Raw genomic sequence first — 22343 nt, 5'->3', positions numbered from 1 at the left:
CGGGAGAGAGTGCGCGACAAGCCCGCGGCCTGTCACCTTGGCTTTTGTCCAAGTAGTGCTAGACTGATGCGAGCTTCAAGTATTCCGCTCGGCGCACACGTTGTGTCGAGGCGGTTTCCACCAGATAGCCCAAGTAATTAATCGCCTACGAATCGGAGGAACCAACGTGGCCCTTCCCAAGTTGACTGACGAGCAGCGCAAGGAAGCCCTCGCGAAAGCTGCTGAGGCCCGCAAGGCCCGTGCTGAGCTGAAGGAAAAGCTGAAGCGCGGCGGCACCAACCTTAAGGAAGTTCTGGATCAGGCCCAGGACAACGAGATCATTGGCAAGACCAAGGTTTCCGCTCTCCTCGAGGCCATGCCGAAGGTGGGCAAGGTCAAGGCTAAGGAGATCATGGAGGACCTCGAGATCGCTCAGACCCGCCGTCTGCGCGGCTTGGGCGACCGTCAGCGTCGTGCCCTGCTCGAGCGCTTCGGTTTCTCTGAGGACTAATTCAGATGACCGGCGAGAACCCGACGCCCCGCCTCGTCGTTTTAGCTGGTCCCTCTGCGGTGGGTAAATCCACCGTGGTTCATCGTCTGCGTACGGACGTGCCCTCGCTGTATTTCAGCGTCTCAATGACCACGCGTGACCCTCGCCCCGGTGAGGTGGATGGTCAGGACTACTTCTTCGTGTCGATGGAGAAGTTCAATGAAACGATTGCGGCAGGGGAGATGCTCGAATGGGCGGATATTCACGGCGGATTGCAGCGTTCTGGCACCCCAGCGCGGCCGGTCACCGAAGCCCTTGCGGCAGGACGGCCTGTGCTCGTGGAGGTTGATCTACAGGGGGCGCGCAACATCGTGAAGGCCATGCCCGAGGCAACCACCGTGTTCCTCGCCCCGCCCTCTTGGAAGGTACTGGTTGATCGCCTGACCGGTCGTGGTACCGAGTCCCAAGAGATGATTGATCGTCGTCTGGCGACGGCGCGCAAGGAGCTCGATGCGCAAAGCGAATTCGACCACGTGGTGGTCAACGATGATGTGGACGCAGCAGTCGAGGCTATTCACCAGCTTCTCACCGGCCACTAGCCGTCGAGGGTGCCACTCGGACCCGCGGGCGTAGTGGACCGTAGTGGGCAGCATGGTGCAGAGAGAACTTTTACAGATAGCAATCCAGAAAAAGGATGACAGTGAGTAACCAAACCACAGGCAATGAGTCTGTTTTCGATGATCCGGTAGGCATTACCGCACCGCCCATCGACAGCCTTATGAACCATGTGTCCTCCAAGTACGCTCTCGCCATTTTCGCGGCGAAGCGTGCCCGTCAGATCAACAGCTACTACCAGCAGGCGGACGAGGGCGTCTTTGAATTCATTGGCCCACTCGTCACCCCCGAAGCTGGCGAGAAGCCGCTGTCTATCGCCCTGCGCGAGATCGACGCTGGAATGCTGAACCACGAGGAAGGCTAAAGCCTCATCCCTTGATCGGCCTCCGTGTTTGCACGGTTACTGACAGGGGCCAGCTCGACGCTGTCCCAGTCGGCATCACCAACCCAGTACGCCCACACTCACGGTGCGTGCTGGGTTTTGTGCTGTGCGCATCTAACGGCCGTAGGGGTATCGGCTACCCTTGACTCTTATGAGCTCGAGCGAGAAACTCTCCATCGTCGTTGGTGTGACCGGCGGTATCGCCGCCTATAAAGCCTGCCATGTGATCCGTGCCTTCACCGAAGCTGGGCACAGCGTGCGGGTGGTCCCTACCCGCAATGCCCTCAAGTTCGTCGGGGAGGCCACCTTCACCGCCCTGTCCGGTAATCCGGTAGCCACCGACGTGTTTGAGAACGTGGATAAGGTGCAGCATGTGATGGTGGGGCAGCAGGCCGATCTCGTGGTGGTGGTTCCCGCCACTGCTGATTTCCTTGCTCGGCTGCGTCTGGGCATGGCGGATGATCAGCTCACCGCCACCTGTCTCGTGGCCACCTGCCCAGTCGTGGTGGCCCCAGCTATGCATACCGAGATGTGGAACAACCCCGCCACTCGGGAGAATGTCCAGGTGCTGCGGCAGCGTGGTATCGCCGTGATGGAGCCCGCCCATGGTCGGCTCACCGGCTGCGATAGCGGTCCAGGGCGGCTGCCCGAACCGGAGCAGGTAGTGGACTATGCACTCGGTGTACAGGAGGAGGGACGCGCCCCGCAGCGCGATCTCGAGGGCGTGCGGGTCCTGATTTCTGCCGGCGGGACACGCGAGGAGATCGACCCTGTGCGCTTTATCGGCAATCATTCTTCCGGCCGCCAAGGCTATGCCTTGGCCAATGCCGCCGCCCAGCGCGGTGCAGAGGTGGTGCTGGTCGTCGGAGCGGCGGACACGATGGTGGATCCCATCGGGGCGCGGATCATCCGCATTGATTCCGCCGCCGAGCTCCACGCAGCCATGGACCGCGAGGCACAAAAGGCCGATGTGGTGATTATGGCCGCCGCAGTGGCGGATTATCGCCCCGCCCACCGAGCGGAGTCCAAGATGAAAAAGGGCAAGGCCGAGGCGGATCTATCGGTGATTGAGATGACCCAAAACCCCGATATTCTCGCCGGCCTGGTGCAGCAGCGCCGCGATGGCGCTATGCCCGCCGAGACGATCATCGTCGGCTTTGCCGCCGAGACCGGCGATGAGCACACCAGCCCGTTGCAGCTGGGGCGAGAAAAGCTCCGGCGCAAAGGGGTGGACCTGCTCATGGTCAATCACGTCGGCGGTGGCCGCGTCTTTGGCCAAGACACCAACGAGGGCTGGCTGCTCGGCGCCGATGACACGGAGACAGCCGTGCCCGCGGGGACCAAGAACGCGGTGGCGCATCGGATTCTCGATGGGGTCAGCGCGCTTCGGCGCTAGTGCGGCGCAGGAGCGCATATGGAAGCGCGTGCCCTGCATGTATTGCTAAATTAGACCGCTTAGTCTATGTTTGTTGTCTATGACCAGCGCAGCTAAAGATACTCGACTTTTCACCAGCGAGTCGGTGACGGAAGGTCACCCGGACAAGATCTGTGATGCCATCTCAGATACCATTCTCGACGCCATGCTCGAGGTGGACCCGCACTCTCGAGTGGCCGTGGAAACTGTGGTCACTACCGGTTTAGTGCACGTAGTGGGCGAGGTGCGCTGCGCCGGCTATGTGGAGATCCCGCAGCTGGTGCGCACCAAGCTGAAGGAGATCGGTTTCACCTCCTCCGAGGTGGGCTTCGATGGCACCACGTGTGGAGTAACCGTGGCCATTGGCGAGCAGAGCGCCGAGATCGGCTCGGGCGTGGACACCTCCCAAGAGGTGCGTAGCGGTACCTCCCAGCACGATGATGATCACGCGGGCGCTGGCGATCAGGGCCTGATGTTCGGCTATGCCACCAACGAGACGGACGAGTACATGCCGCTGCCGATTGCGTTGGCGCATCGGTTGTCTCGGCGTCTCACCCAGGTACGCAAGGAGGGCATCGTGCCCCATCTGCGTCCGGACGGTAAAACCCAGGTGACTTTCGCCTATGACGAGGCGGATGATCCCAGCCATATCGACACGATCGTGATCTCCACCCAGCACGATCCGGATATCACCCAGCAGTGGCTGGAGGAGCAGCTGCGGGAGCACGTGATTAACTGGGTGATCGCCGATGCAGGGCTGGAGAGCTTCCTCAGTGAGGAGCTCACCGTGCTCATTAACCCCTCCGGCTCCTTCGTGCTCGGCGGTCCGATGGGCGATGCTGGGCTGACCGGCCGCAAGATCATTGTGGACACCTATGGCGGCATGGCCCGTCACGGCGGTGGCGCCTTCTCCGGCAAGGACCCCTCGAAGGTGGATCGCTCCGGCGCCTACGCTATGCGCTGGGTGGCGAAAAATATCGTGGCCGCCGGCTTGGCCGATAAGGCCGAGGTGCAGGTGGCTTATGCCATTGGCCGCGCCGCTCCGGTGGGGTTGTATGTAGAAACCTTCGGCACCGCCAAGCACGGTCTGAGCGATGAGCAGATCCAGCACGCTGTGGCTGAGGTCTTTAATCTGCGCCCGGCGGCGATTATCCGCGAGTTGGATCTCTTGCGCCCGATTTACGCGGATACCTCCGCCTATGGCCACTTTGGTCGCACCGATGTGGACTTCCCGTGGGAGCACACCAACCGTGTGGAGGAGTTGCGCGCCGCAGCGGGGATCTAGACTAGAATCTCCCGCATGGCTACCCACCCGCGCACCCCAGCAGAATCCCTGCCGGTGGCGCGGGTGTTGCCTTTGCTGGGGCTGATTCACCTCGACCGCTACTTCGATTACCGTCTCAGCGAGGCCGATTCTGAGAGCGCCCAGCCTGGGGTGAAGGTGCGGGTGCGCTTCAGCGGGCGGCTGGTGGATGCTATCCTGATCTCTCGGCACGAGACCTCCGAACACCAGGGCTCCCTGCGCTATATCGAGCGGGTGATCTCGCCCGAGGTGGTCTATCCACCCAGCACCCAGGCTCTCGTGGAGAAACTCGCCGAACGCTATGCCGGGTGCCGTTCGGATATGATCCGCGCTGCGGTGCCGAATCGCCATGCCGCCGCCGAGAAAACAGATTTCAGCACCTCCTGGGAGACGCTTGGCGGCGCCGCCGAGCCGGACATGAGCGCCTGGGACAACTATGTGCGCGGCCAGGCGTTTCTCAAGGCCGTGGAGGAGGGCAAACCCGCCCGCATTGCCTGGCAGATCAACCCCGACGGCGACTGGGCCGCCGAGCTCGCCGCCGCCTTGGTGCACACCGTGCGAGCCGGCCATGGGGCTTTAGCGGTGGTGCCGCACCAACGCGCCTTGGATCGTCTCGAGGCCGCGCTGCGCGAGCTGGTGTCGGCGAAACAGATCACCACACTCAGCGCCACGCTGGGCCCACAGGCGCGCTACCGGCGTTTTTTGTCGATCCTGCATGGTCAGTCACGGCTGGTGATTGGCACCCGTTCTGCGGCCTTCGCCCCCGTGCAGGATCTGCGCCTAGCTGCGATCATGTTCGATGGCGATGATAATCTCGTCGATCCGCGCGCCCCCTATTGGCACGCGCGCGAAGTGTTGAGCACCCGTTCCGCACAGGAAAAATGCGCGCTCATTATGGGCGGCTATGCCCGCACTGCCGAGGTGCAGCTCATGGTGGAGCGTGGCTGGGCCTTCGACTGCGCCGGCGAGCGCGGACACATTCGCCAGGCCGCGCCCTTGACCATGGCCACCGGCGCATCCGCCTATGGTGGCGGCGATCCGCTGGCGAAGAGCAGGCGCATTCCCAGCAAGGCCTATCAGGCGGTGCGCGCCGCCGTGGAAGCCCAGCGGCCGGTGCTGGTGCAGGTTCCACGCAAGGGCTATGCGCCTATTCTTGCGTGTCGACGCTGCCGCGCTGCCGCCCGTTGCCGCCACTGCAATGGCCCCCTTGAGCTTCCCGCTACCGGCGATCCCCATGTGGCAGTTTCTCCGCAGTGCCGGTGGTGTGGGCGTATCGACGCCCACCACGAGTGCCTTGAATGTGGCTCCACGGAGATTCGCGCCGTGGTGATCGGATCAGATCGCACCGCCGAGGAACTGGGTCGTGCCTTCAGCGGGGTGCGGGTGGTGACCTCGAGTGGGGACAAGATTGTCTCCGAGATCGAGTCCGGGCCCACCATCGTGGTGGCGACCTCGGGCGCGGAGCCCCGCGTCGTCCGGGGCCGATACGGTGCTGCAATTCTGCTCGATACCTGGGGGCTGCTGAGTAAGCAGGATCTCCGCGCCGGCGAGGAGGCTTTAGCGAGCTGGCTGCGCGTTGGCTCCTTGGTGGACTCTCGGGATAATGATGGCCAGTTGATCGTGGTGGCCGATCAGGATGTGCCCGTGGTGCAGGCGCTCCTGCGCTGGGATCCCATCGGCGCTGCCCACAGGGAGCTGGCCGAGCGCGCTGAGGTAGAGCTGCCACCGACGACCACCATGGCCGTGGTGGATGGCGGCCGCGCCAGCTTGGATCGTTTCGTGGAACTGCTCGAGCTGCCCGAGCAGGTGGAGGTGTTGGGGCCGGTGGATCTTCCCCCAGGAGTGCATTTGCCAGGGGAGTGGGATGAGCGCGCCTTTGGCCCGCCTGAGCGGATGATTATTCGCGGTAGCCTCCCCGCCCAACAGTTGGGGCGGATCTTGAAGGCCGGGCAGATCAAACGCGAGGTCCGCTCGGAGGACCCGCCCTTGCGCGTCCAGGTGGGACCGCTGCGTATCGGCTAGCTAATACATGGAGTCGAGAGGGCAGGGTAGCGGCAGCGCGCCTTGCTCGGGGCCGTCATCACGGCCCTTCCTCGCGGGCCTTCCACCGACACATGCACAGGCGGGCCCGCGCCAGCGTGGCACCGGACCCGCCGTGCAACCGTGGGATCCCCCTCGACTAGCTCGGGTACCTATCCCAGCGGGTTCGGGGTGAGATGACCGAAGCGGTGGGTGGTAATAGACACCGCCTGCTCCAGTAGCAGCGGCAGGAGCTCGCGGCGGCCATCGGAGAGTACCGGCGCTGTGAGCAGGGTCGCGCCCAAGCGCACGGCGTGCTCGCGCATCGCGTCACTCGGCTCACCGAGCACGCGGACCCGCAGCTGCGCTACCTGTTCGCTTTCTTGGGCGCGCAGCCCTGCGGCGCGGGCTACAGCTGTCGCCTCGGCATCGCCGGTGACGACCACGGTGGTGCCGGTGCGTAGTGCGCCGAGGTGAATGCGCAGCAGATCCCGTAACTTCCAGCCAGCGCCGAGGTGCACCTGCAGCGGCTCGAGTAGCGGCCGGTAGCGGAAGATATTGCTCTCGGATTGCAGCCCCGTGCGATCGTGGGTGCGACCAAACTCCCGCTCCCACCAGTACTGATCCGAGTGGGCGGCACGGCGCAGCCACTCCAGATCGGCGGCGTTAAGATCCAGGCGCCCATCGTGGGCGCGTTCTGCGATATCGCGCAGTGCGCGGTTGATGCTCGGTTCGAGGGAGACCGGCGGCACCTCCACTGCCTCGTTTTCGCTCCACACGCCCTGCTGGGCCACGTAGTTCGGGCCGCCGGCCTTGGCTCCCGCGCCGAGGGCGGATTTCTTCCACCCGCCGAAGGACTGGCGTTGCACGATCGCGCCGGTGATACCGCGATTGACATAGGCGTTGCCGACTTCCACATGCTCCACCCAGTGCCGGATTTCCTCCTCGTCGAGGGAGTGGAGCCCACCGGTCAGGCCATAGCCGGTGGAGTTTTGCCACTCGATGGCCTCGTCGAGATCGCGGGCCCGCATGATGCCGAGCACCGGCCCGAAGCATTCGTGGGTGTGATACCAGGAGCCGGGTTGGACGTTATCGCGGATACCGGGGCTCCACAGCGTGCCCTCCTCGTTGAGCTTGCGTGGCTTAATCAGCCAGCGCTCGCCCGGTTCGAGGGTGGTCAGCCCGCGCAGAAGTTTCTCATTGGGTGCTTCGATGAGCCCGTTCATGGTGGTGGAGATATCGGTGCCCACACCCACCTTGAGGGTAGAGACGGCATCAACTAGCTGGTTGATGATGCGCTCGGACTTGCCCGCGCTGCCCACCAGAATGGCAAGGGAGGCGGCGGAGCATTTCTGCCCGGCGTGGCCGAAGGCGGAGTGATAGAGATCCGATACTGCTAGGTCAGGATCGGCGGCGGGGGTGATGATCAGCGCGTTCTTGCCTGAGGTTTCGGCGTTGATCACCATCTCCGGCTTCCATGAGCGGAAGAGCTCTGCGGTATCGGAGGCGCCGGTGAGAATCACCGACTCCACATCCTCGTGCGCGATTAGCCGCTTGCCGGCCTCGTCCTCATCGGCATCGACCAGTTGCAGAATGTCCTCGCCGATACCGGCCTCGCGCAGGGCCTCGACCGCCACCTCAGCACAGCGCAAGGCCTGCGGCGCGGGTTTGATGATCACCGCGGAGCCTGCCGCCAGCGCGGCGAAGACCCCGCCCATGGGAATGGCGATGGGGAAGTTCCACGGTGGGGTCACCACCAATACTGAGTAGGGCGTGAACTGTGCACCGGAGTGCGCGTCGATCGCCCGGGCAGATTCTGCGTAGTAGCGGGCGAAGTCGATGGCCTCGGAGATCTCCGGATCGGCTTGGTCGACAGTTTTGCCAGCCTCATGCGCCGCCACAGAAATTAGCTGTCCGCGGTAGCATCCCAGCGCGTAAGCGGCACGGTCGAGCACCTCGGCTCGCTCCGCACCGGAACGTGCAGCCCACGCCTGATGCGCCTGTTGGGCACGGGCGACAGCCTGATCAATCACCGCAGGATCGGTGATCACGTCAGACACCGGCGCACCTGGATCCTGGGCGAGCGCTGCCAGCGCCCAGGCGCGGTTGGCCGCGAGGGCGGGATCTGTGTCGGGCTCGTTGTGGAAATGCCCGTCATGACCCAGCTGGGTCTCGGTGTTCTCCGCGCGGTTTTGGGTGCGCCGCGCGCTATCGCGCACCTCCCAGCGCTCCCGCACCGCGTCGAGATAGCGCTGCTCTTGCTGCTCTAAGGGGGTGTGGTGGTCGGGCCCTTCGACATCAGGGGCGAACATCGCATAGATAAAGTTCTGCGGCTCGCCGTTTTCCTCCAACCGGCGCACCAGATAGGAGATGGCCACATCGAAGTCTTCCTTGTGCACCACCGGGGTGTAGAGGATGATGCGCCCAGCGTCGCGCTGTACCACGCGGCTTTGGGCTGGGGCCATGCCTTGGAGCATTTCGATATCGAGCTGCCGGCTCACCCCGCGCTTATCCGCCAGCTCGATGGCGGTGGCGAGAGTGTAGAGGTTGTGGCTGGCCACACCGATGCGAATGGCATCGGCGTTGTCCTCAGTCAGCACATAGTCCAGCAGGCGAAGATAGTTGGCGTCCACCTCGGCCTTGCTCATATACGGCGCCTGCGGCCAGTCGTGCAGCTCGGCCTCCACGCGCTCCATGGAGAGGTTTGCGCCCTTGACGATGCGCACCTTAATCGGCGCGCCGCCGTTGGCCACGCGCTCGCGGGCGAAGGTGACCAGTTGCTCCAGCGCGCCCACCGAGTCCGGCAGATAGGCCTGAATCACGATGCCGGTCTCGAGATCGTGGAACTCCTCTTCGGCCATGAGCTCGGTAAAGAGCCGCAGCGTGAGCTCGAGGTCCTTATATTCCTCCATGTCGAGGTTGATAAAGGGCCGATCGGCACGTTCTTGCGCGGCGCGATACAGCGGCCGGATCTTGTCTTTGAGCGCCTCGACCGAGCCCTCAAAGTCCCAGTGATTCAGCTGCGAGACCACCGCGGAGGCCTTAATAGAGACGTAGGTAACCTTCGGATTTTGCAGCAGCTCAAGGGTGCGCTCTAAGCGTCGATCCGCTTCCTTTTCACCCAATACGGCCTCGCCAAGCAGGTTCACATTCAGCTGAAAGCCCTGCTCCGCAGCGCGATCGAGCAGCTTATCCAGCTTCGAGCCCTGGGCATCAAATACCAGGTGGCCCACCATCTGGCGCAGCTTGGCGCGCGCGATCGGCATAGCAACATGCGGCATCGCCGGGGCGAGAAGAGAACCCGCGGTGATCAGCGACTTATTCACCACGCCCATAAAGTCCGGAATCGCGCTCTGCGTGCGCCGCTGCGCATCAAGCGGGCTCGCGAGCCGGTTGAGCTCCCGCGCCGACACCGCATTATCTTCCGGCCGTGCCACCCGATCCACAAAACCCATGGTGAAGTCAATGCCGCCCTCAGAGCGCACCATCTCGGATAAAAGCTCGGTGTTTTTCGCTTCCTTGCTGGTCACCGACGCGTTCTCGGCTTCGCGCATCCACCGTTGCGCCCGCGCAATAGCGCTGTCGGTGATCTGCTCAAGGTCATCATTCAGGCGGATTGGCATGGTGTGCCCCACGTCCTCTCTGTGTGTCGGGTACAAAACACTTGACCGGCATTGGGTGGGCCGCGTCACGCGAGTGGATAGTGGGCCCCAGCGTAGCAGTACGCCCCGCTGTTCTGGGAGGGTTTTTCGGCTTCGCTTATCGACGCCATCTAGCCGCCCACCAGCGCGTAGCCGAGCTGCAGCCGCGCTGCAGGTGAAACTCGGCTTTTGCTATCAACGTGTCCCGGGAGACAGCGCCTCAGGCAAGAGGCGCTCTCGCAGATGGAGAACTACTTGACAATCGTGAACTCCTACGCACCGCTATGGAGCGAGTACAAGGAGGTCGATTCACCTATCACACCACTTGACGTCACCCAGCGCTTCCTAGAGCAATACTTCCTCCAGCTGTGGGGGTACGACGGTGCGGACCTGAAAATGACGCTGGTCAAAAACCATCGCGATACGTTCATCCGAGTAGACGAACAAGGCAACGAAGACCACTCCAAGACCACCTTGTACGGTCAATGCTGACATACATCAGCCACCACGCAAGCGGACTTGCAGACGACACCTACCTCATCGCCGAAGATCATGACCCAACCAACTACGGCACGTATTTCAACTGATCTTCACCTCTATGGGACACGAACAGCACTACGGAATGATAGTTGGAGACTATCCAAGCAGCCCCACACCGATCGAACTGGGATAACATGAAGATTAATTCGCATCCTCAACAACATGCCATGACTAAAGAAGACCTATGCACCGCCACCGGCCTATCCGCAGCAACCATCGCCAAGTTCGCACGTGACGAGAGCGTCACAACCGCCGTACTAGTTAGAATCTGCAACGTACTCAACTGCGATATCGCCGACATTTGCGAGGTCGTCCCGAACAAACAGGAGATCACACAATGATCCGTAATACACGCGAAGACAACGAAACCGTTACCCCGAACGATTTTGAGATCGAACGCCTTCGCACGGCGTTGCCGGAGTATTTCGACAAAGACGGAGCATTCATGCTTGATCGGCTTCAAGAGACTCTAAAGGAAGGCGACGTCAGCATCACCAAGGAAAGCTACGAACTGAAATTCCTCGGCAAATCTTATGCCAAGTACCTAACCTCCACCGCAACCGAAACCGTTGTCGTCCCAGACCTCGACCACAACAGCCAACCGGAGAACAAGAACTCAGAGAACCTCTATATCGTTGGTGACAACCTCGATGCGCTTAAGCATCTTCTTGGCTCCTACACAGGCCAAGTCAAATGCATCTACATTGACCCTCCCTACAACACTGGTTCTGACGGGTTCGTCTATAACGACGACTTTGGATTCACTCCCGAGCACCTTGTCGACAAGATCGGGCTCAGTGAAGACGAAGCAGAGCGAGTCCTCGATCTCCAAGGCAAGTCCTCACGCTCTGCATGGCTCACCTTCATGTACCCCAGGCTCCAACTCGCAAAAGAGCTTCTCACTGACGACGGCGTCATCTTCATAAGCATCGACGACAACGAACAGTCTGACCTTAGGTTCTTGTGCGATGAAGTCTTTGGGGAACAGAGCTTTCTAGCGCAAATATCTGTGAAGAATAATCCTCGCGGACGTCAATCCAATTCTTCAATTGCCCCAACACATGACTACGTCATGGTTTATGCTCGGTTGAGTGAAAATGTGGGGTTGTCTGGACGACCGCTCACCGAAGACGAAGAAAAAGAATTCAATCTCGTAGACGACAATGGAAAGTATCGTCTTTTAGGTTTGAGGCAAAGAGGTGTCGCCTCGCTCAGAGAAGATCGACCAGAGATGTTTTTCCCAATTTATGTGTGCCCTGATTCTCTCGAAGTCTCTTTAGATCCAAAGCCTGGGTGGGTATCCGTAGTTCCTCGAAAGGGCGACGGACGTGACGGAAGATGGATGTGGGGTGAACAGAAAAGTCGATTGGAAAGCGACAAGCTTGTACCTAGGTTCATCGCAAAACGCAACGAATTCGACATCTTTGTCAAGGATTATCTGCGCCGTGGCTCTGGCTTTCAAAGAACGCGCAAGGTATTTAGCATCTGGGATGATAAGAGCTTTAATCAGCAAGTCGGAACTCAAGAAGTTAAAGCCCTGCTAGAAGCGGATGCTGCCAGTTTTCCAAAGCCAACGCCATTGCTGAAACGGATTATTGAGATAGGGATTCGTCCAGGGGACACGGTTGTCGATTTTTTCTCTGGATCCGGAACAACTGCAGATGCACTTCTCCAGTTAAATGCCAAGGACAATGGCGATCGGAAATATGTCATGGTTCAGCTGCCGGAGATTATTGAGCCGACTCAGCGAGCCTACAAGGCTGGCTATCGCACGATTGATGAGATTGGTCGTGAGCGTATTAAGCGTGCGGCGGCGATGATCAAGGATGAGACTGACGCTGATATTGATTATGGGTTCCGTCTGTATCGGTTGGAGGAGCCGTCTGGTCAGGTGTTGGATCAGCTTGAGCGATTCGACCCAGAGGATCCTGGTGCGTTGTTTGCTGGGGACTATGTGTCGAAGTTCGATCTGGATGGGACACCTGGCCATGAAACCGTTCTCGCGACGTGGCTTGTGAAGGACGGCTATGGATTAACAGCCTCCGCTAGGAAGGTGACACTGGCCAACTATGCCCTCGACGTGTGTGGTGATTCCGGATACGTAATTGATGCCGGGTTGACGAGCGATGATGTGGAGGCTCTTGTCCGTATGCTGGAGACTGGCGAGCTGGGTTTGTCTCGGGTTGTGGTGTTCGGTTATTCGATTGATTTCTCGATAATGCACGAGTTGAAGAAGAATTTGGCTGTGTTGAAGTCTGGTAAGACCGTCGCCGTGATCGAGAGGTTCTAGCTGATGCAGATTAGGCTTCAACCCCTCGACCACCAGCAGCGCGCGTTGAACGCGGCCACTGGAGCGTTCACGGATGTTGATTTTAGTTTCGCGTCTCCTTCGGAGGCGAATCCAGTTTTTGACGTTCGCGATCCGCAGATCACGCATAATATTGCCCAACTACAGTCTGGGTCTATTAATGGTGTGGGGGCTGTGCCACGTGCGTGGCGTACCCGCACTGATGACGGGGTGCTGGGTGTGGATATCAAGATGGAAACCGGTACCGGTAAGACGTTGGTGTATACGCAGTTAATGTTCGAGTTAAACCGACTTTACGGGTTCCACAAGTTCATCATTTTGGTGCCGTCGACTCCGATTAAAGAAGGTACCCGCTCGTTTATCAAAGCCGATTATGTCCGCCAGTATTTCGATGACACCTATGGGAGTCGTTTCAAACTGGTTCTTGAGGTGCTCGATCCGCAAAAGCGACGCAAGGGGCGCAAAATGTTCCCTTCGGCGATCTCAAACTTCGTGCAAGCCTCAAGGCTAGCCAAGGGCCACATTAGCGCGTTGTTGATGACCGATGGCATGTTGCAGTCGAAGGCAACCATGGCAACGGTTTATGACCAGTCGGTGCTGGGAATGGCGAGCCAACCCTATGAGGCGCTGGCAATGACACGCCCAGTTGTCATCATCGACGAGCCGCACCGGTTCCGCCGCGAGAACAAGGCATACCAAGTCTTACTTGAGCAGATCCAGCCGCAGGCGATCTTCCGCTTTGGTGCAACGTTCCCGAAGCTCGACAAGTCTGGGGCGACCGATTACAACAATCTCGTGTTTAACCTTGGGTCGGTTGAGGCGTTCAACGAACAGCTCGTCAAGGGCGTGGCGATCCAATACCCGCAAGATAACGGTGGCGAGTCCGTGCGTCTGAAGCTCACCGGCATGTCCCGCTCGAAACCGAAGAGTGCTACGTTCAACAATCTTGACACGGGCAAGTCCATCACACTGCGAGTGGGGGAATCTCTGGGCGATATCGATGGTGACTTTGCAGGCGTCACGGTTGAGGGCGTAGGCAAGACTGAGAACGCGTTGATCAAATCCGGTGTCACGTTGTCGAACGGGCAGATTCTTGCCAAGGGGGATATTTTGGCTAGCCGAGTGTATTCAGAGACTTATCAGAGCTTGATGATGAAGCAAGCACTCGATAATCACTTCGAAGCCGAGTGGGAGAACTTCCGACGTTCCACCAAGGTCAAAACACTCACCTTGTTCTTCATCGACTCGGTTGACTCCTACCGTGGTGAGGACGGGCCAGGGCATCTACGTGCGCGCTTCCACGAACTACTCACTACCAAACTGGAGGAGCAGATCGACAAGCATAAAAACGACACATCCGTAGCAGGTCAAGAGTACGTCGCCTACCTCCAAGCTTCGCTGGCAGACGTAGGGGCGACGAACGGTGGCTATTTCTCAGCGGATAATTCTTCGAGGGATGAGGCGATCCAAGCCGAAGTCGATCAGATTCTGCGAGACAAACAGTCATTGCTGTCATTCACGCAACCGGATGGTACGCCCAATACGATGCGGTTCATTTTCTCCAAATGGACGCTGCGTGAGGGGTGGGATAACCCGAACGTCTTCCAGATCGTCAAGCTACGTTCCTCAGGCTCAGAAATCTCCAAGCTGCAAGAAGTCGGACGTGGCCTGCGTCTGCCAGTGGGTGTGGACGGTACTCGGCTTGCACACGAGCAGTTCTACCTCACTTATCTGATTGACTACACCGAGAAGTCGTTCGCTAACGCACTTATCGGCGAGATCAACGCCGACATTGCCATGGCAACCCCGTCGGTGAAAGAACTCTTGCCCAAGGTCGCTGTAGAGTGCGGTATGAGCGAGGACGATTTGTTCTTCGATCTGTGGTGCACACACAAGCTCATCGACCGGGACTGCAACGTGCTGGAGGGCAAGGAACAAGAACTATTCGACCGCTATCCGCAGTTCAACTTGGGCAGACTCAAGCCCGACAAGGTCGTCACGAACAAGTCCAAAACCAAGGTGGGGATCCGCCCTGGACGCTACGCGGAACTCAAAGACCTGTGGGAGACTGTCAACGCCAAGTACTATCTGCGGCTCGAGGAACTTACCGAGGAGGAGATCGCGGCCTGTATCGACGGCATTTTGGACTCGGGAATCTACACCCCACAAACCGGCCGGTTCACGCAAGAGACGGTCGAGCGTGACGACGATGGCGAGCTGATTGCAAAAACATCAACCAAGGCCGTGTTCTTCATTGATGACACGCTCACCTATGGTGAATGGCTTAAAGGTGCCTACCTGCAAACCTATCTGCCGCTCCATGCGATCAATGCTGGGCTTGTGCGCTACAACGCGAAGCATCCGCTACCAGAGGGCTTCTTCAACAAGGCAACGATGGCTAAGTTCGTCGCGCGCTTCCACGAGTGGATGCAAAGCGAGTTCATCAACCGCTTCTCATATTCACGAATCGACGCGCCACTGGGGGCTACAGCGCTGACCGAACCAGACGGGCAACCACTACGAGACATTGTCCAAGGCAACATCGGTATCTATCGTGATTCCCGCGCGAACGTGCCAGACAAATTCCTCTACGACGCATTCGTCTACGATTCCCCGGAAGAAAAGGACAACATCCAAGACTCCGACGTGCTCGACGAGGTCGTCGTCTACGGCAAGATCCCGAGGCGCTCTATTCGCGTGCCTGTCTATTTCGGCGGCACTACAAGCCCTGACTTCATGTACGTGCTCAAGGGTACAGACGGCAAAATGTCGCTGAACTTCGTCATCGAGACCAAAGACGTCAACGCCCAATCCGACCTACGCGAATCAGAGAAGCTACGGTTCAAGGCAGCCAAAGAGTTCTTCAAATCCATCAGCGACGAGAAAATCAATGTTCAGTTCGCACCACAGCTCAAGCATGATGGCATTGTTTCGCTAATCAAAAAGGTGGTAGAGTCATGATCACGAGGGTCCATATTCGTGGCTACAGAAAGTTCAAAGAGCTAAAGCTCCAGCCTCACCACGAAATGAACATTATTGTGGGAGCAAATGAATCCGGTAAGTCCACTCTTCTAGAAGCTGTCACGATGGCGCTCACAGGCAAATTCGAAGGGGTGGCCGCAAGCGAGGCACTAAACCCCTACTGGTTCAACATGGAACTTCTCGATACTTTCTTCAGCGCGCTCTCGGATACGAAGGCTGGAGATCCACTTCCTTCGATCCCGGAGTTCCGTATCGATATACATCTTAAGGTTCAAGATGGGGATTCCCAGAAGATGCGGGGCATTAACAACATGCTAAGGGAGGAGAGCGTCGGTCTCTCCATTCACGCATATCCCGACCCTGATTATTCGGAAGAGATCGAGCAGTATTTTCGAGCAGAGAATTGTCCCCATATCCTCCCAGTTGAGTACTACCGTCTCGATTGGCGAGATTTTGCCGACCAAGTTGTCTATCGACGCCCCAAGGAACTAGGGGTTGCTCTTATCGACACGCGCACGATTCGTTCCGATCGGGGTATGGATTACTACACCCGTCAGATTGTCGAAGAACGCCTCGATCCTAAAGTGCGCAATCATGTCTCAGTTGAGCACCGTAAAATGAGGGCTTCTCTGGGTGATGGTTTGTTAACAGTGCTTGACGGAGCGTTAGGCACGGACTTTTTCGCGTTTCGCCAGTTGAAACTTGGCATTCAAGTTGACCAGTCGCGCTCATCATCATGGGCAAACACTCTGGTACCTGCGGTAGACAAGGTTCCATTTTCTCAGTCCGGAAAAGGAACGCAGGCTATAGCCAAAACGGTTCTTGCGATGGGAAGGTCGTCTGAGTCTTCCGCCTATCTACTGGTTGAAGAACCGGAGAACCACCTCAGCCATACAAGCTTGCGTGAGCTACTTTCTTACATTTCAGCAGCGCGTGGGGGCCGACAAGTTCTCGTCACCACACACAGCTCATACGTCCTCAATCGCCTTGGCCTAGACCAGCTCGTTCTCTTACACGAGGGCACTGCGCACGCGTTCCAAGAACTGAGCGACGGCACATCAGAGTACTTCAAGAAACTTTCTGGATTCGACACGTTACGACTCGTCCTAGCAAAGAAGGCCGTACTGGTTGAAGGGCCTTCCGACGAAATCGTTTTCAACAGATTCTTTCTCGATAAATACGGTGCTGAGCCCCTCGATTACGGAGTGGACGTCATATCAATAGGTGGAGTCTCGTTCCGTCGAGGATTCGAACTAGCTTCAGTGCTCCATCGGCCACTCGTAGCACTACGCGACAACGATGGCAAGACCCCCGAACACTGGCAGGACAAGATCAAGGACTTCACGAAGCCCAACGAACGCGAGCTCTTTGTTGGCCAACCCAATTTGGGGAAGACACTCGAGTATCAAATAAAGTCGGCGAACAATGAAGATACTCTTAGAACAGTTCTCGAGCTAGACGACAAAACGAACATTTTGGATTGGATGTCGACAAACAAGACAGCTACAGCGCTCAAGATTGCAACTTCGCCGAAAAAGCTGAATCCTCCAAAATACATCGCAGATGCAATCAACTCACTTCAAAGCATCGTGATCAGGACAAGCGAATTATCATGATCCACAACTTCGTTCATGCTTGTGCTGGAGCAGGGAAAACAGAGCTCATCGTCCAAAGATGCGCTAACACGGTGGATCAAAAGAGACGACTGGTCATCACACTGACCGACTCTGGGCAAGAAGAACTCGTTTCACGACTTTCCGCCGCGTGCAGCCAGTCTCAAATGCCAGACGTCATGGGTTGGTACGCATTCATGATAAGACATTACGTCCGACCATATCTCCCCATCCTATTCCCGGACGTGCGCCCTACGGGATTTATCTTTGAGCGTGACCAGCACCCCAAAAACTTCTTCAGATTAGGAGGGATTCGGCGCTATTTTTCCTCGAATGGGTCGATATACAAAGAAACATTGCCCGAGCTTGCAGTGAAGGTCGCCGAAGCTATGCAAGGTGCAGTCGAAAGACGGCTAGGCCGCATCTACGACGAAATAATTATCGACGAAGTGCAAGATATCAGCCGAAAAAGCCTCGACGTCATCGAGCGACTCTTGAGCCAAGCGATACCGCACCTGATCTTGGTCGGTGATGTCAGACAATCCCTGCTTGATAGTGATCAAACGTCATCGAAAAACCGAAGTGCGGATCGTCTTGGGCTCATCTACTGGTACCGGAAGCACGAATCGGCAGGCCTTCTTTCAATCAAAGAGCTACGTGAAACTTGGCGATCTAACCAGAGAATTGCTGACTTCTCAGATCGTATTTTTCCCACCGAACTAGGGTTTGCATCAACGAACTCCAAAAACCAGAAGGTGACTGGACATGACGGTGTATTTCTCGTGCATGAAAAGCACCTTGTGTCATATCTCGAGAAATACCATCCAGTGCCGCTGCGCTACAATAAGTCCTTCGGTACACATCTTACAGGGCTAGATTTCACAAATATACGGAAGGTAAAAGGATTCACTTACGAACGCGTGATTATTTTTCCGACTAATCCGATGTTAAAGTTAATTGCAAGCGGTACGCCGTTGCGTGAAACAAGCGCTTGTGTATTTTATGTCGGTGTAACAAGGGCTAGGGCGTCAGTCGCAATAATTGTCGACGACAAAACTCTGACGAAAAGGCTGCGAGAAAATCCATTTATCCCAATTAGCGTATGGGCTCCAGGTTCTTCCGAACAATTGTCGCTGTAAAAAATTGGACGCTGTCTCAAAACTGTCTACGCTCAACCTTCAACCCAGAAAGGTGGGCGCACAGCCTTGTCCAGTCACTGCCAAATGCTGACCACAAGAAGCCCAAAAACGGAAGGGGGGGACTCCATATAGCCGTAAACGCCTCGCCACCCCTGACCAAGCATTTCGCGTGTTACAGTGGTATTTAACACCGCCAGCACGTACTCGCGTAGGCTCTTGTTTTGTAGCAACGCCTTAGTCCAATGTTCGCTCACGATCACGTGGACGGGTGCGTTCATCTGCCGCTGGATAGCGGCGTTGTTGTCCTTGAAGTAGTCCAGATCGAGGGTGTCGTCTTCCTCGGTGATCTGGAAGGTATCGGCCAGTGCAATGCCTTCGAAGGGGACGAACTCTGGTTCAGGCTCGTCGTTGCGCCGTGCCTTTTCTACCTTGAGGGCGTTATAGGTGGATTCGATATTCACGGCGGCCACATAGTAGACGAGCAACATGATCTCGGTGGCGTGGAGCTCAGTGGCGTATTTACGGGCCAGGTCCTCAGACCGGATGAGTCCAGACTGCAGCAGCCGCACCATGAAGGTACCGGTGCCGGTAAAGGGATCGAGCACATGCACGCCTGGATCGCTCAAGCCCTTGCCGAAGTGTGTGGCAGACAGCTCATTGGCGCTACGTAGGATGAAATCGACAATCTCTACGGGGGTGTAGACGATGCCGAGGGCCTCTGATTGCTTCTTAAAGGCTTTGCGGAAGAACTTTTCGTAGAGCTCCTTGACCACCTGTTGCTTGCCGGAGTCGGAGGTGACTTCGCTGGCTCGTACCCGCACGGAATCATAAAAGCGGTGCAGCGACTCTGTTTCCGCGTTAAGTTTGGCGCCTTCGAGTGCATCGACCATGCGTTGCATCACTCGAGAGACTGGGTTGTGTTGGGCGAAGTCATGCTCGCTGAAGAGCGCGTTGAATACTGGGGCGGTGATCAGATGCTGCGAGAGCATGCTGATGGCTTCTTCGGTGGTGATCGCATCATTGAGGTTGCCTCGCAGACCGGCGAGGAAGTGATCGAACTCTTCCTTTATGCTGACGTCTGCGATAGTTAGCAACTTGGTGATGCGCTGGGTTTGAGATTGAGCGATGGCGGCGACATCGTCTGGCCAGTCTTCCCAGTAGGTGCGGGAGCCAACCTTATCAACCATCTTGACATACATGGCCTCTTCCCACTGCTCGAGGGAGAACAACGCCAGAGTGGATTCAGTGACGCCCTCCTCGCTGCTCGCGGAGTCAGTGGCGGTGTTTGTCTTGTTGATCATCTCGCGGGTGTTGCTAACGTGATCGGCTTCCAAAGGCAGCGCCTCGGCACCGTTTTTTGTCTCAGCGACCAGTGTGTCGGCTGGGGAGTTGAACGCGATGGAGTTGATCTTGGCGTTGAAGCGCTCATCGTGGGCGCGGAGCGCATTGAGGATCTGCCACACGACCTTGAAGCGGGTGTTGTCGTTGAGCGCCTGCGACGGCGATGTGTTCGGGGGAACCGCCACGGGAAGAATGATGTAGCCGTAGTCGTTGCCCTCCTTTTTGCGCATCACTCGGCCCACGGATTGGACCACATCAACCATGGAATTGCGAGGATTGAAGAAGGCTACGGTGTCGAGTGCCGGCACATCCACACCTTCGCTGAGGCAGCGGGCGTTGGTGAGGATGCGAGCCTCATGTTCGTTCATGGTGGACTCCAGCCAGGAAATGCGGGAGTTGCGCTGCATGGCGTTCATCGAACCATCAACGTGTTCTGCGCTGATGCTAAGGTCGATGTTGTGCAGGGCGGCGTCGTCAAGCGCAGAGTTCTCGCGGAGCTGCTCTTGGTGGCTGGCGATCAGCGCGGGGAAAGTGGTGGCAATGGTGGTGGAGGTTTTGATGTCCTTTGCGAAGGCCACGGCGCGGTGCATGGGTGCTTCGGTGGCGCTGAAACCGGCCTTTCCACCTTGGAGCGTGCCAGAGCGTTTGGCTAGGGCATTCCAGACGCCGATCATGGCGGCGGCCGTGGGAGAAACGCTCCGCGATAGCCGCACCATTGGTAGAGACGGGAATCTCCAGATCATAGGATGCGATGTCCTCGGCCTTCTTCGAAACCTTCGAATCAGAGCACACCGCATAAGGCTTGAGGTCCATGCGGGTTTGAGCCAGCCACTCTTTCATGGTCTGGCTCAACAGCGCGATGGACGGCACCAAAAACAACACGCGGGCTCGGCCACCATTGGCCTCGGCGACCCGCTCGGCCAAACGTAGCGAGGTGAAGGTTTTACCGGTGCCGCAAGCCATGATCAGCTTGCCCCGATCGTGGGTTTCTAAGCCCTCCATCACCGCAGCAATAGCGCGCTCTTGATGCGGGCGCGGTTCGAAGGTTTCCTTCTTGGTGAGGTTGATCTCTACCGTGTCGCCAGGGAAGGTGAGATCCCAATCAATAGGGGACTGGGCGATATCCGCCAAGCCGATGCGAGCCGCAGGAATAACCTGATTTTCCAGCATCGACTCTGCATTCTTACTCCACGCATCCTTGGTAGAGATGATCACGCGGTTGGCGAACTGCTCCACACCGGACTCCGTGTGGAAGGAACGCCCTGAGGCCTCAAAGAAGGAATCGAGATGCCTTTTAGACAGCGTGGTGGCATCGTCAAAGAACTTGCACTGGATCGCAGTCCACGTGCCATCCTCGGCACGCTTGGCCACCAGGTCAATGCCGTAATCCGAGCGGCCATTGGTGTACGGCCAATCCAACCACTGATATACCTCCGAATACTCGGTGCTCAGCACTGGATCAGCCTTGATGTAATTGACCATCAACCGCTCAAAGGCATAGCCATAACGGGCGGGATTGGGCTGGTTGGCACGGAGCTGCTCGAGGGCCTCAGCGAAGGTAGACATGAGGACCATTATGGCCAATAGTCTTACCGTTGGGAGAAGGTTTACACCCACAATGGTTCAATTTTGAGACAAAAGGCGGGGTGACTGTGAGCGTCGATAAGTAGCCGCCGAACAGTGATGTAGCCTAAGTCCTAGACACGTGAGGAAGGGAGCGCACATGGCAAGCCTGGACACGCTACTCGCCCCGGGAGCTACGGCATTTCACGGCGAGGCACATGACTGGCAAGAAGCGATACGCTTAGCTGGCCAGTTACTCGAGGACGCCGGTGCGACCACCGCTGACTACACCGCGCAGATGGTACGCAGCGTGGAAGACAACGGTCCCTATATCGTGCTCGCGCCGGGATTCGCCCTAGCGCACGCGCGGCCCAGCGAGGCCGTGACACACTCCGCTCTCGCATGGCTCCGACTAGAGACGCCAGTACGTTTTGGCCACGCCAGCAACGACCCTGTGCATATCGTTGCCGCACTAGCCGCAACAGATTCCAGCGCCCACCTTGAGGCGATGAAGGATTTTGCCAAACTGCTACGCACACGGCGTGAAGACCTAGACAGTGCCGATAGCGAGGAAAGCCTGCGAGCCATTTTGAATGGCGAGGCACACGATGCGCCTAAACCGGCTGGCACCACACCAGTGAGAACAGCTACAGAAGACACGAGACAGCACACCCCTAGCGCCGACTCCGTGCCTTCCAAAGGGAAGATCCTAACTGTGTGCGGTAACGGGCTGGGCACATCACTCTTCCTCAAAAACACCCTCGAGCAGGTGCTCGAAGAGTGGGGATGGGCACCCTATCTCACCGTCGAAGCCACAGACACCATCTCAGCCAAAGGCCGCGCCGGGGAGGCAGACTTCCTGCTCACCTCTGGCGCGATCGCGGCAACCCTCGGCGATGTGGGCGTGCCGGTATATGTGGTCGACGACTTCACATCCACGCAACAAGTAGACACCGCCCTACGCGAGCTCTACGACATCTAGCACTACGACAAGACATCACAAGGCGCGAAAAG

General features: G+C 58.0%; 14 protein-coding genes and 1 pseudogene. 13 read left to right on the top strand and 2 right to left on the bottom strand.

Annotated features, from left to right (window positions below; all coding sequences use genetic code 11):
• Window positions 1-166: 166 nt before the first annotated feature.
• From mihF to GBB14_RS00875, 6 genes are all read left to right on the top strand, one after another.
• On the top strand, window positions 167-490 hold the full coding sequence (gene mihF / locus GBB14_RS00900; RefSeq protein WP_018019814.1) for an integration host factor, actinobacterial type: 324 nt from the start codon (window positions 167-169) through the stop codon (window positions 488-490).
• 5 nt (window positions 491-495) lie between these two features.
• Window positions 496-1068: a guanylate kinase gene (gmk, locus tag GBB14_RS00895; protein WP_151528691.1), complete on the top strand. Its 573-nt coding sequence runs from the start codon at window positions 496-498 to the stop codon at window positions 1066-1068.
• A gap of 95 nt (window positions 1069-1163) precedes the next feature.
• Complete coding sequence (gene rpoZ / locus GBB14_RS00890; RefSeq protein WP_151528692.1) at window positions 1164-1448, top strand: DNA-directed RNA polymerase subunit omega; 285 nt, start codon at window positions 1164-1166, stop codon at window positions 1446-1448.
• A gap of 169 nt (window positions 1449-1617) precedes the next feature.
• Entirely contained in the window at window positions 1618-2862 is a 1245-nt protein-coding gene (gene coaBC / locus GBB14_RS00885; protein WP_151528693.1) for a bifunctional phosphopantothenoylcysteine decarboxylase/phosphopantothenate--cysteine ligase CoaBC, read from the top strand.
• Window positions 2863-2941: 79 nt separating this feature from the next.
• On the top strand, window positions 2942-4165 hold the full coding sequence (metK, locus tag GBB14_RS00880; RefSeq protein WP_151528694.1) for a methionine adenosyltransferase: 1224 nt from the start codon (window positions 2942-2944) through the stop codon (window positions 4163-4165).
• Window positions 4166-4180: 15 nt separating this feature from the next.
• Complete coding sequence (locus tag GBB14_RS00875) at window positions 4181-6205, top strand: primosomal protein N' (protein ID WP_151528695.1); 2025 nt, start codon at window positions 4181-4183, stop codon at window positions 6203-6205.
• Between the two features lie 170 nt (window positions 6206-6375).
• On the opposite strand, the gene GBB14_RS00870 is transcribed toward GBB14_RS00875, so the two are convergent.
• Entirely contained in the window at window positions 6376-9825 is a 3450-nt protein-coding gene (locus GBB14_RS00870; RefSeq protein WP_151528696.1) for a proline dehydrogenase family protein, read from the bottom strand.
• Window positions 9826-10086: 261 nt separating this feature from the next.
• On the opposite strand from GBB14_RS00870, the gene GBB14_RS00865 reads away from it, so the two are divergent.
• The 6 genes from GBB14_RS00865 (at window position 10087) to GBB14_RS00840 (ending at window position 18425) form a co-directional block, all read left to right on the top strand.
• The gene (locus tag GBB14_RS00865) at window positions 10087-10335 is read left to right on the top strand and encodes a hypothetical protein (RefSeq protein ID WP_151528697.1); all 249 of its coding nucleotides are present in this window, start codon (window positions 10087-10089) and stop codon (window positions 10333-10335) included.
• Between the two features lie 182 nt (window positions 10336-10517).
• The gene (locus GBB14_RS00860) at window positions 10518-10724 is read left to right on the top strand and encodes a helix-turn-helix transcriptional regulator (RefSeq protein ID WP_151528698.1); all 207 of its coding nucleotides are present in this window, start codon (window positions 10518-10520) and stop codon (window positions 10722-10724) included.
• Entirely contained in the window at window positions 10721-12673 is a 1953-nt protein-coding gene (locus GBB14_RS00855) for a site-specific DNA-methyltransferase (RefSeq protein WP_151528699.1), read from the top strand. The genes GBB14_RS00860 and GBB14_RS00855 overlap by 4 nt, the downstream gene beginning before the upstream one ends.
• A 3-nt stretch (window positions 12674-12676) precedes the next feature.
• The gene (locus tag GBB14_RS00850) at window positions 12677-15652 is read left to right on the top strand and encodes a type III restriction-modification system endonuclease (protein ID WP_151528700.1); all 2976 of its coding nucleotides are present in this window, start codon (window positions 12677-12679) and stop codon (window positions 15650-15652) included.
• Window positions 15649-17289: an ATP-dependent endonuclease gene (locus GBB14_RS00845; protein ID WP_151528701.1), complete on the top strand. Its 1641-nt coding sequence runs from the start codon at window positions 15649-15651 to the stop codon at window positions 17287-17289. The genes GBB14_RS00850 and GBB14_RS00845 overlap by 4 nt, the downstream gene beginning before the upstream one ends.
• The gene (locus tag GBB14_RS00840; RefSeq protein WP_151528702.1) at window positions 17286-18425 is read left to right on the top strand and encodes a UvrD-helicase domain-containing protein; all 1140 of its coding nucleotides are present in this window, start codon (window positions 17286-17288) and stop codon (window positions 18423-18425) included. Before GBB14_RS00845 ends, GBB14_RS00840 begins: the two co-directional genes overlap by 4 nt.
• Before the next feature lie 251 nt (window positions 18426-18676).
• On the opposite strand, the pseudogene GBB14_RS00835 reads toward GBB14_RS00840, so the two are convergent.
• Window positions 18677-21332 (bottom strand): annotated as a pseudogene (locus tag GBB14_RS00835) (DEAD/DEAH box helicase family protein); the annotation flags it as partial.
• A 157-nt stretch (window positions 21333-21489) separates the two neighbouring features.
• On the opposite strand from GBB14_RS00835, the gene GBB14_RS00830 reads away from it, so the two are divergent.
• Complete coding sequence (locus GBB14_RS00830) at window positions 21490-22311, top strand: PTS sugar transporter subunit IIA (protein WP_151528703.1); 822 nt, start codon at window positions 21490-21492, stop codon at window positions 22309-22311.
• Window positions 22312-22343 lie beyond the last annotated feature (32 nt).

Source organism: Corynebacterium sp. 51B (assembly GCF_008930785.1).
In the GTDB taxonomy this organism is placed as follows: Bacteria; Actinomycetota; Actinomycetes; order Mycobacteriales; family Mycobacteriaceae; genus Corynebacterium; species Corynebacterium megadyptis.
This window is presented reverse-complemented; position numbering and strand designations above follow the sequence as displayed.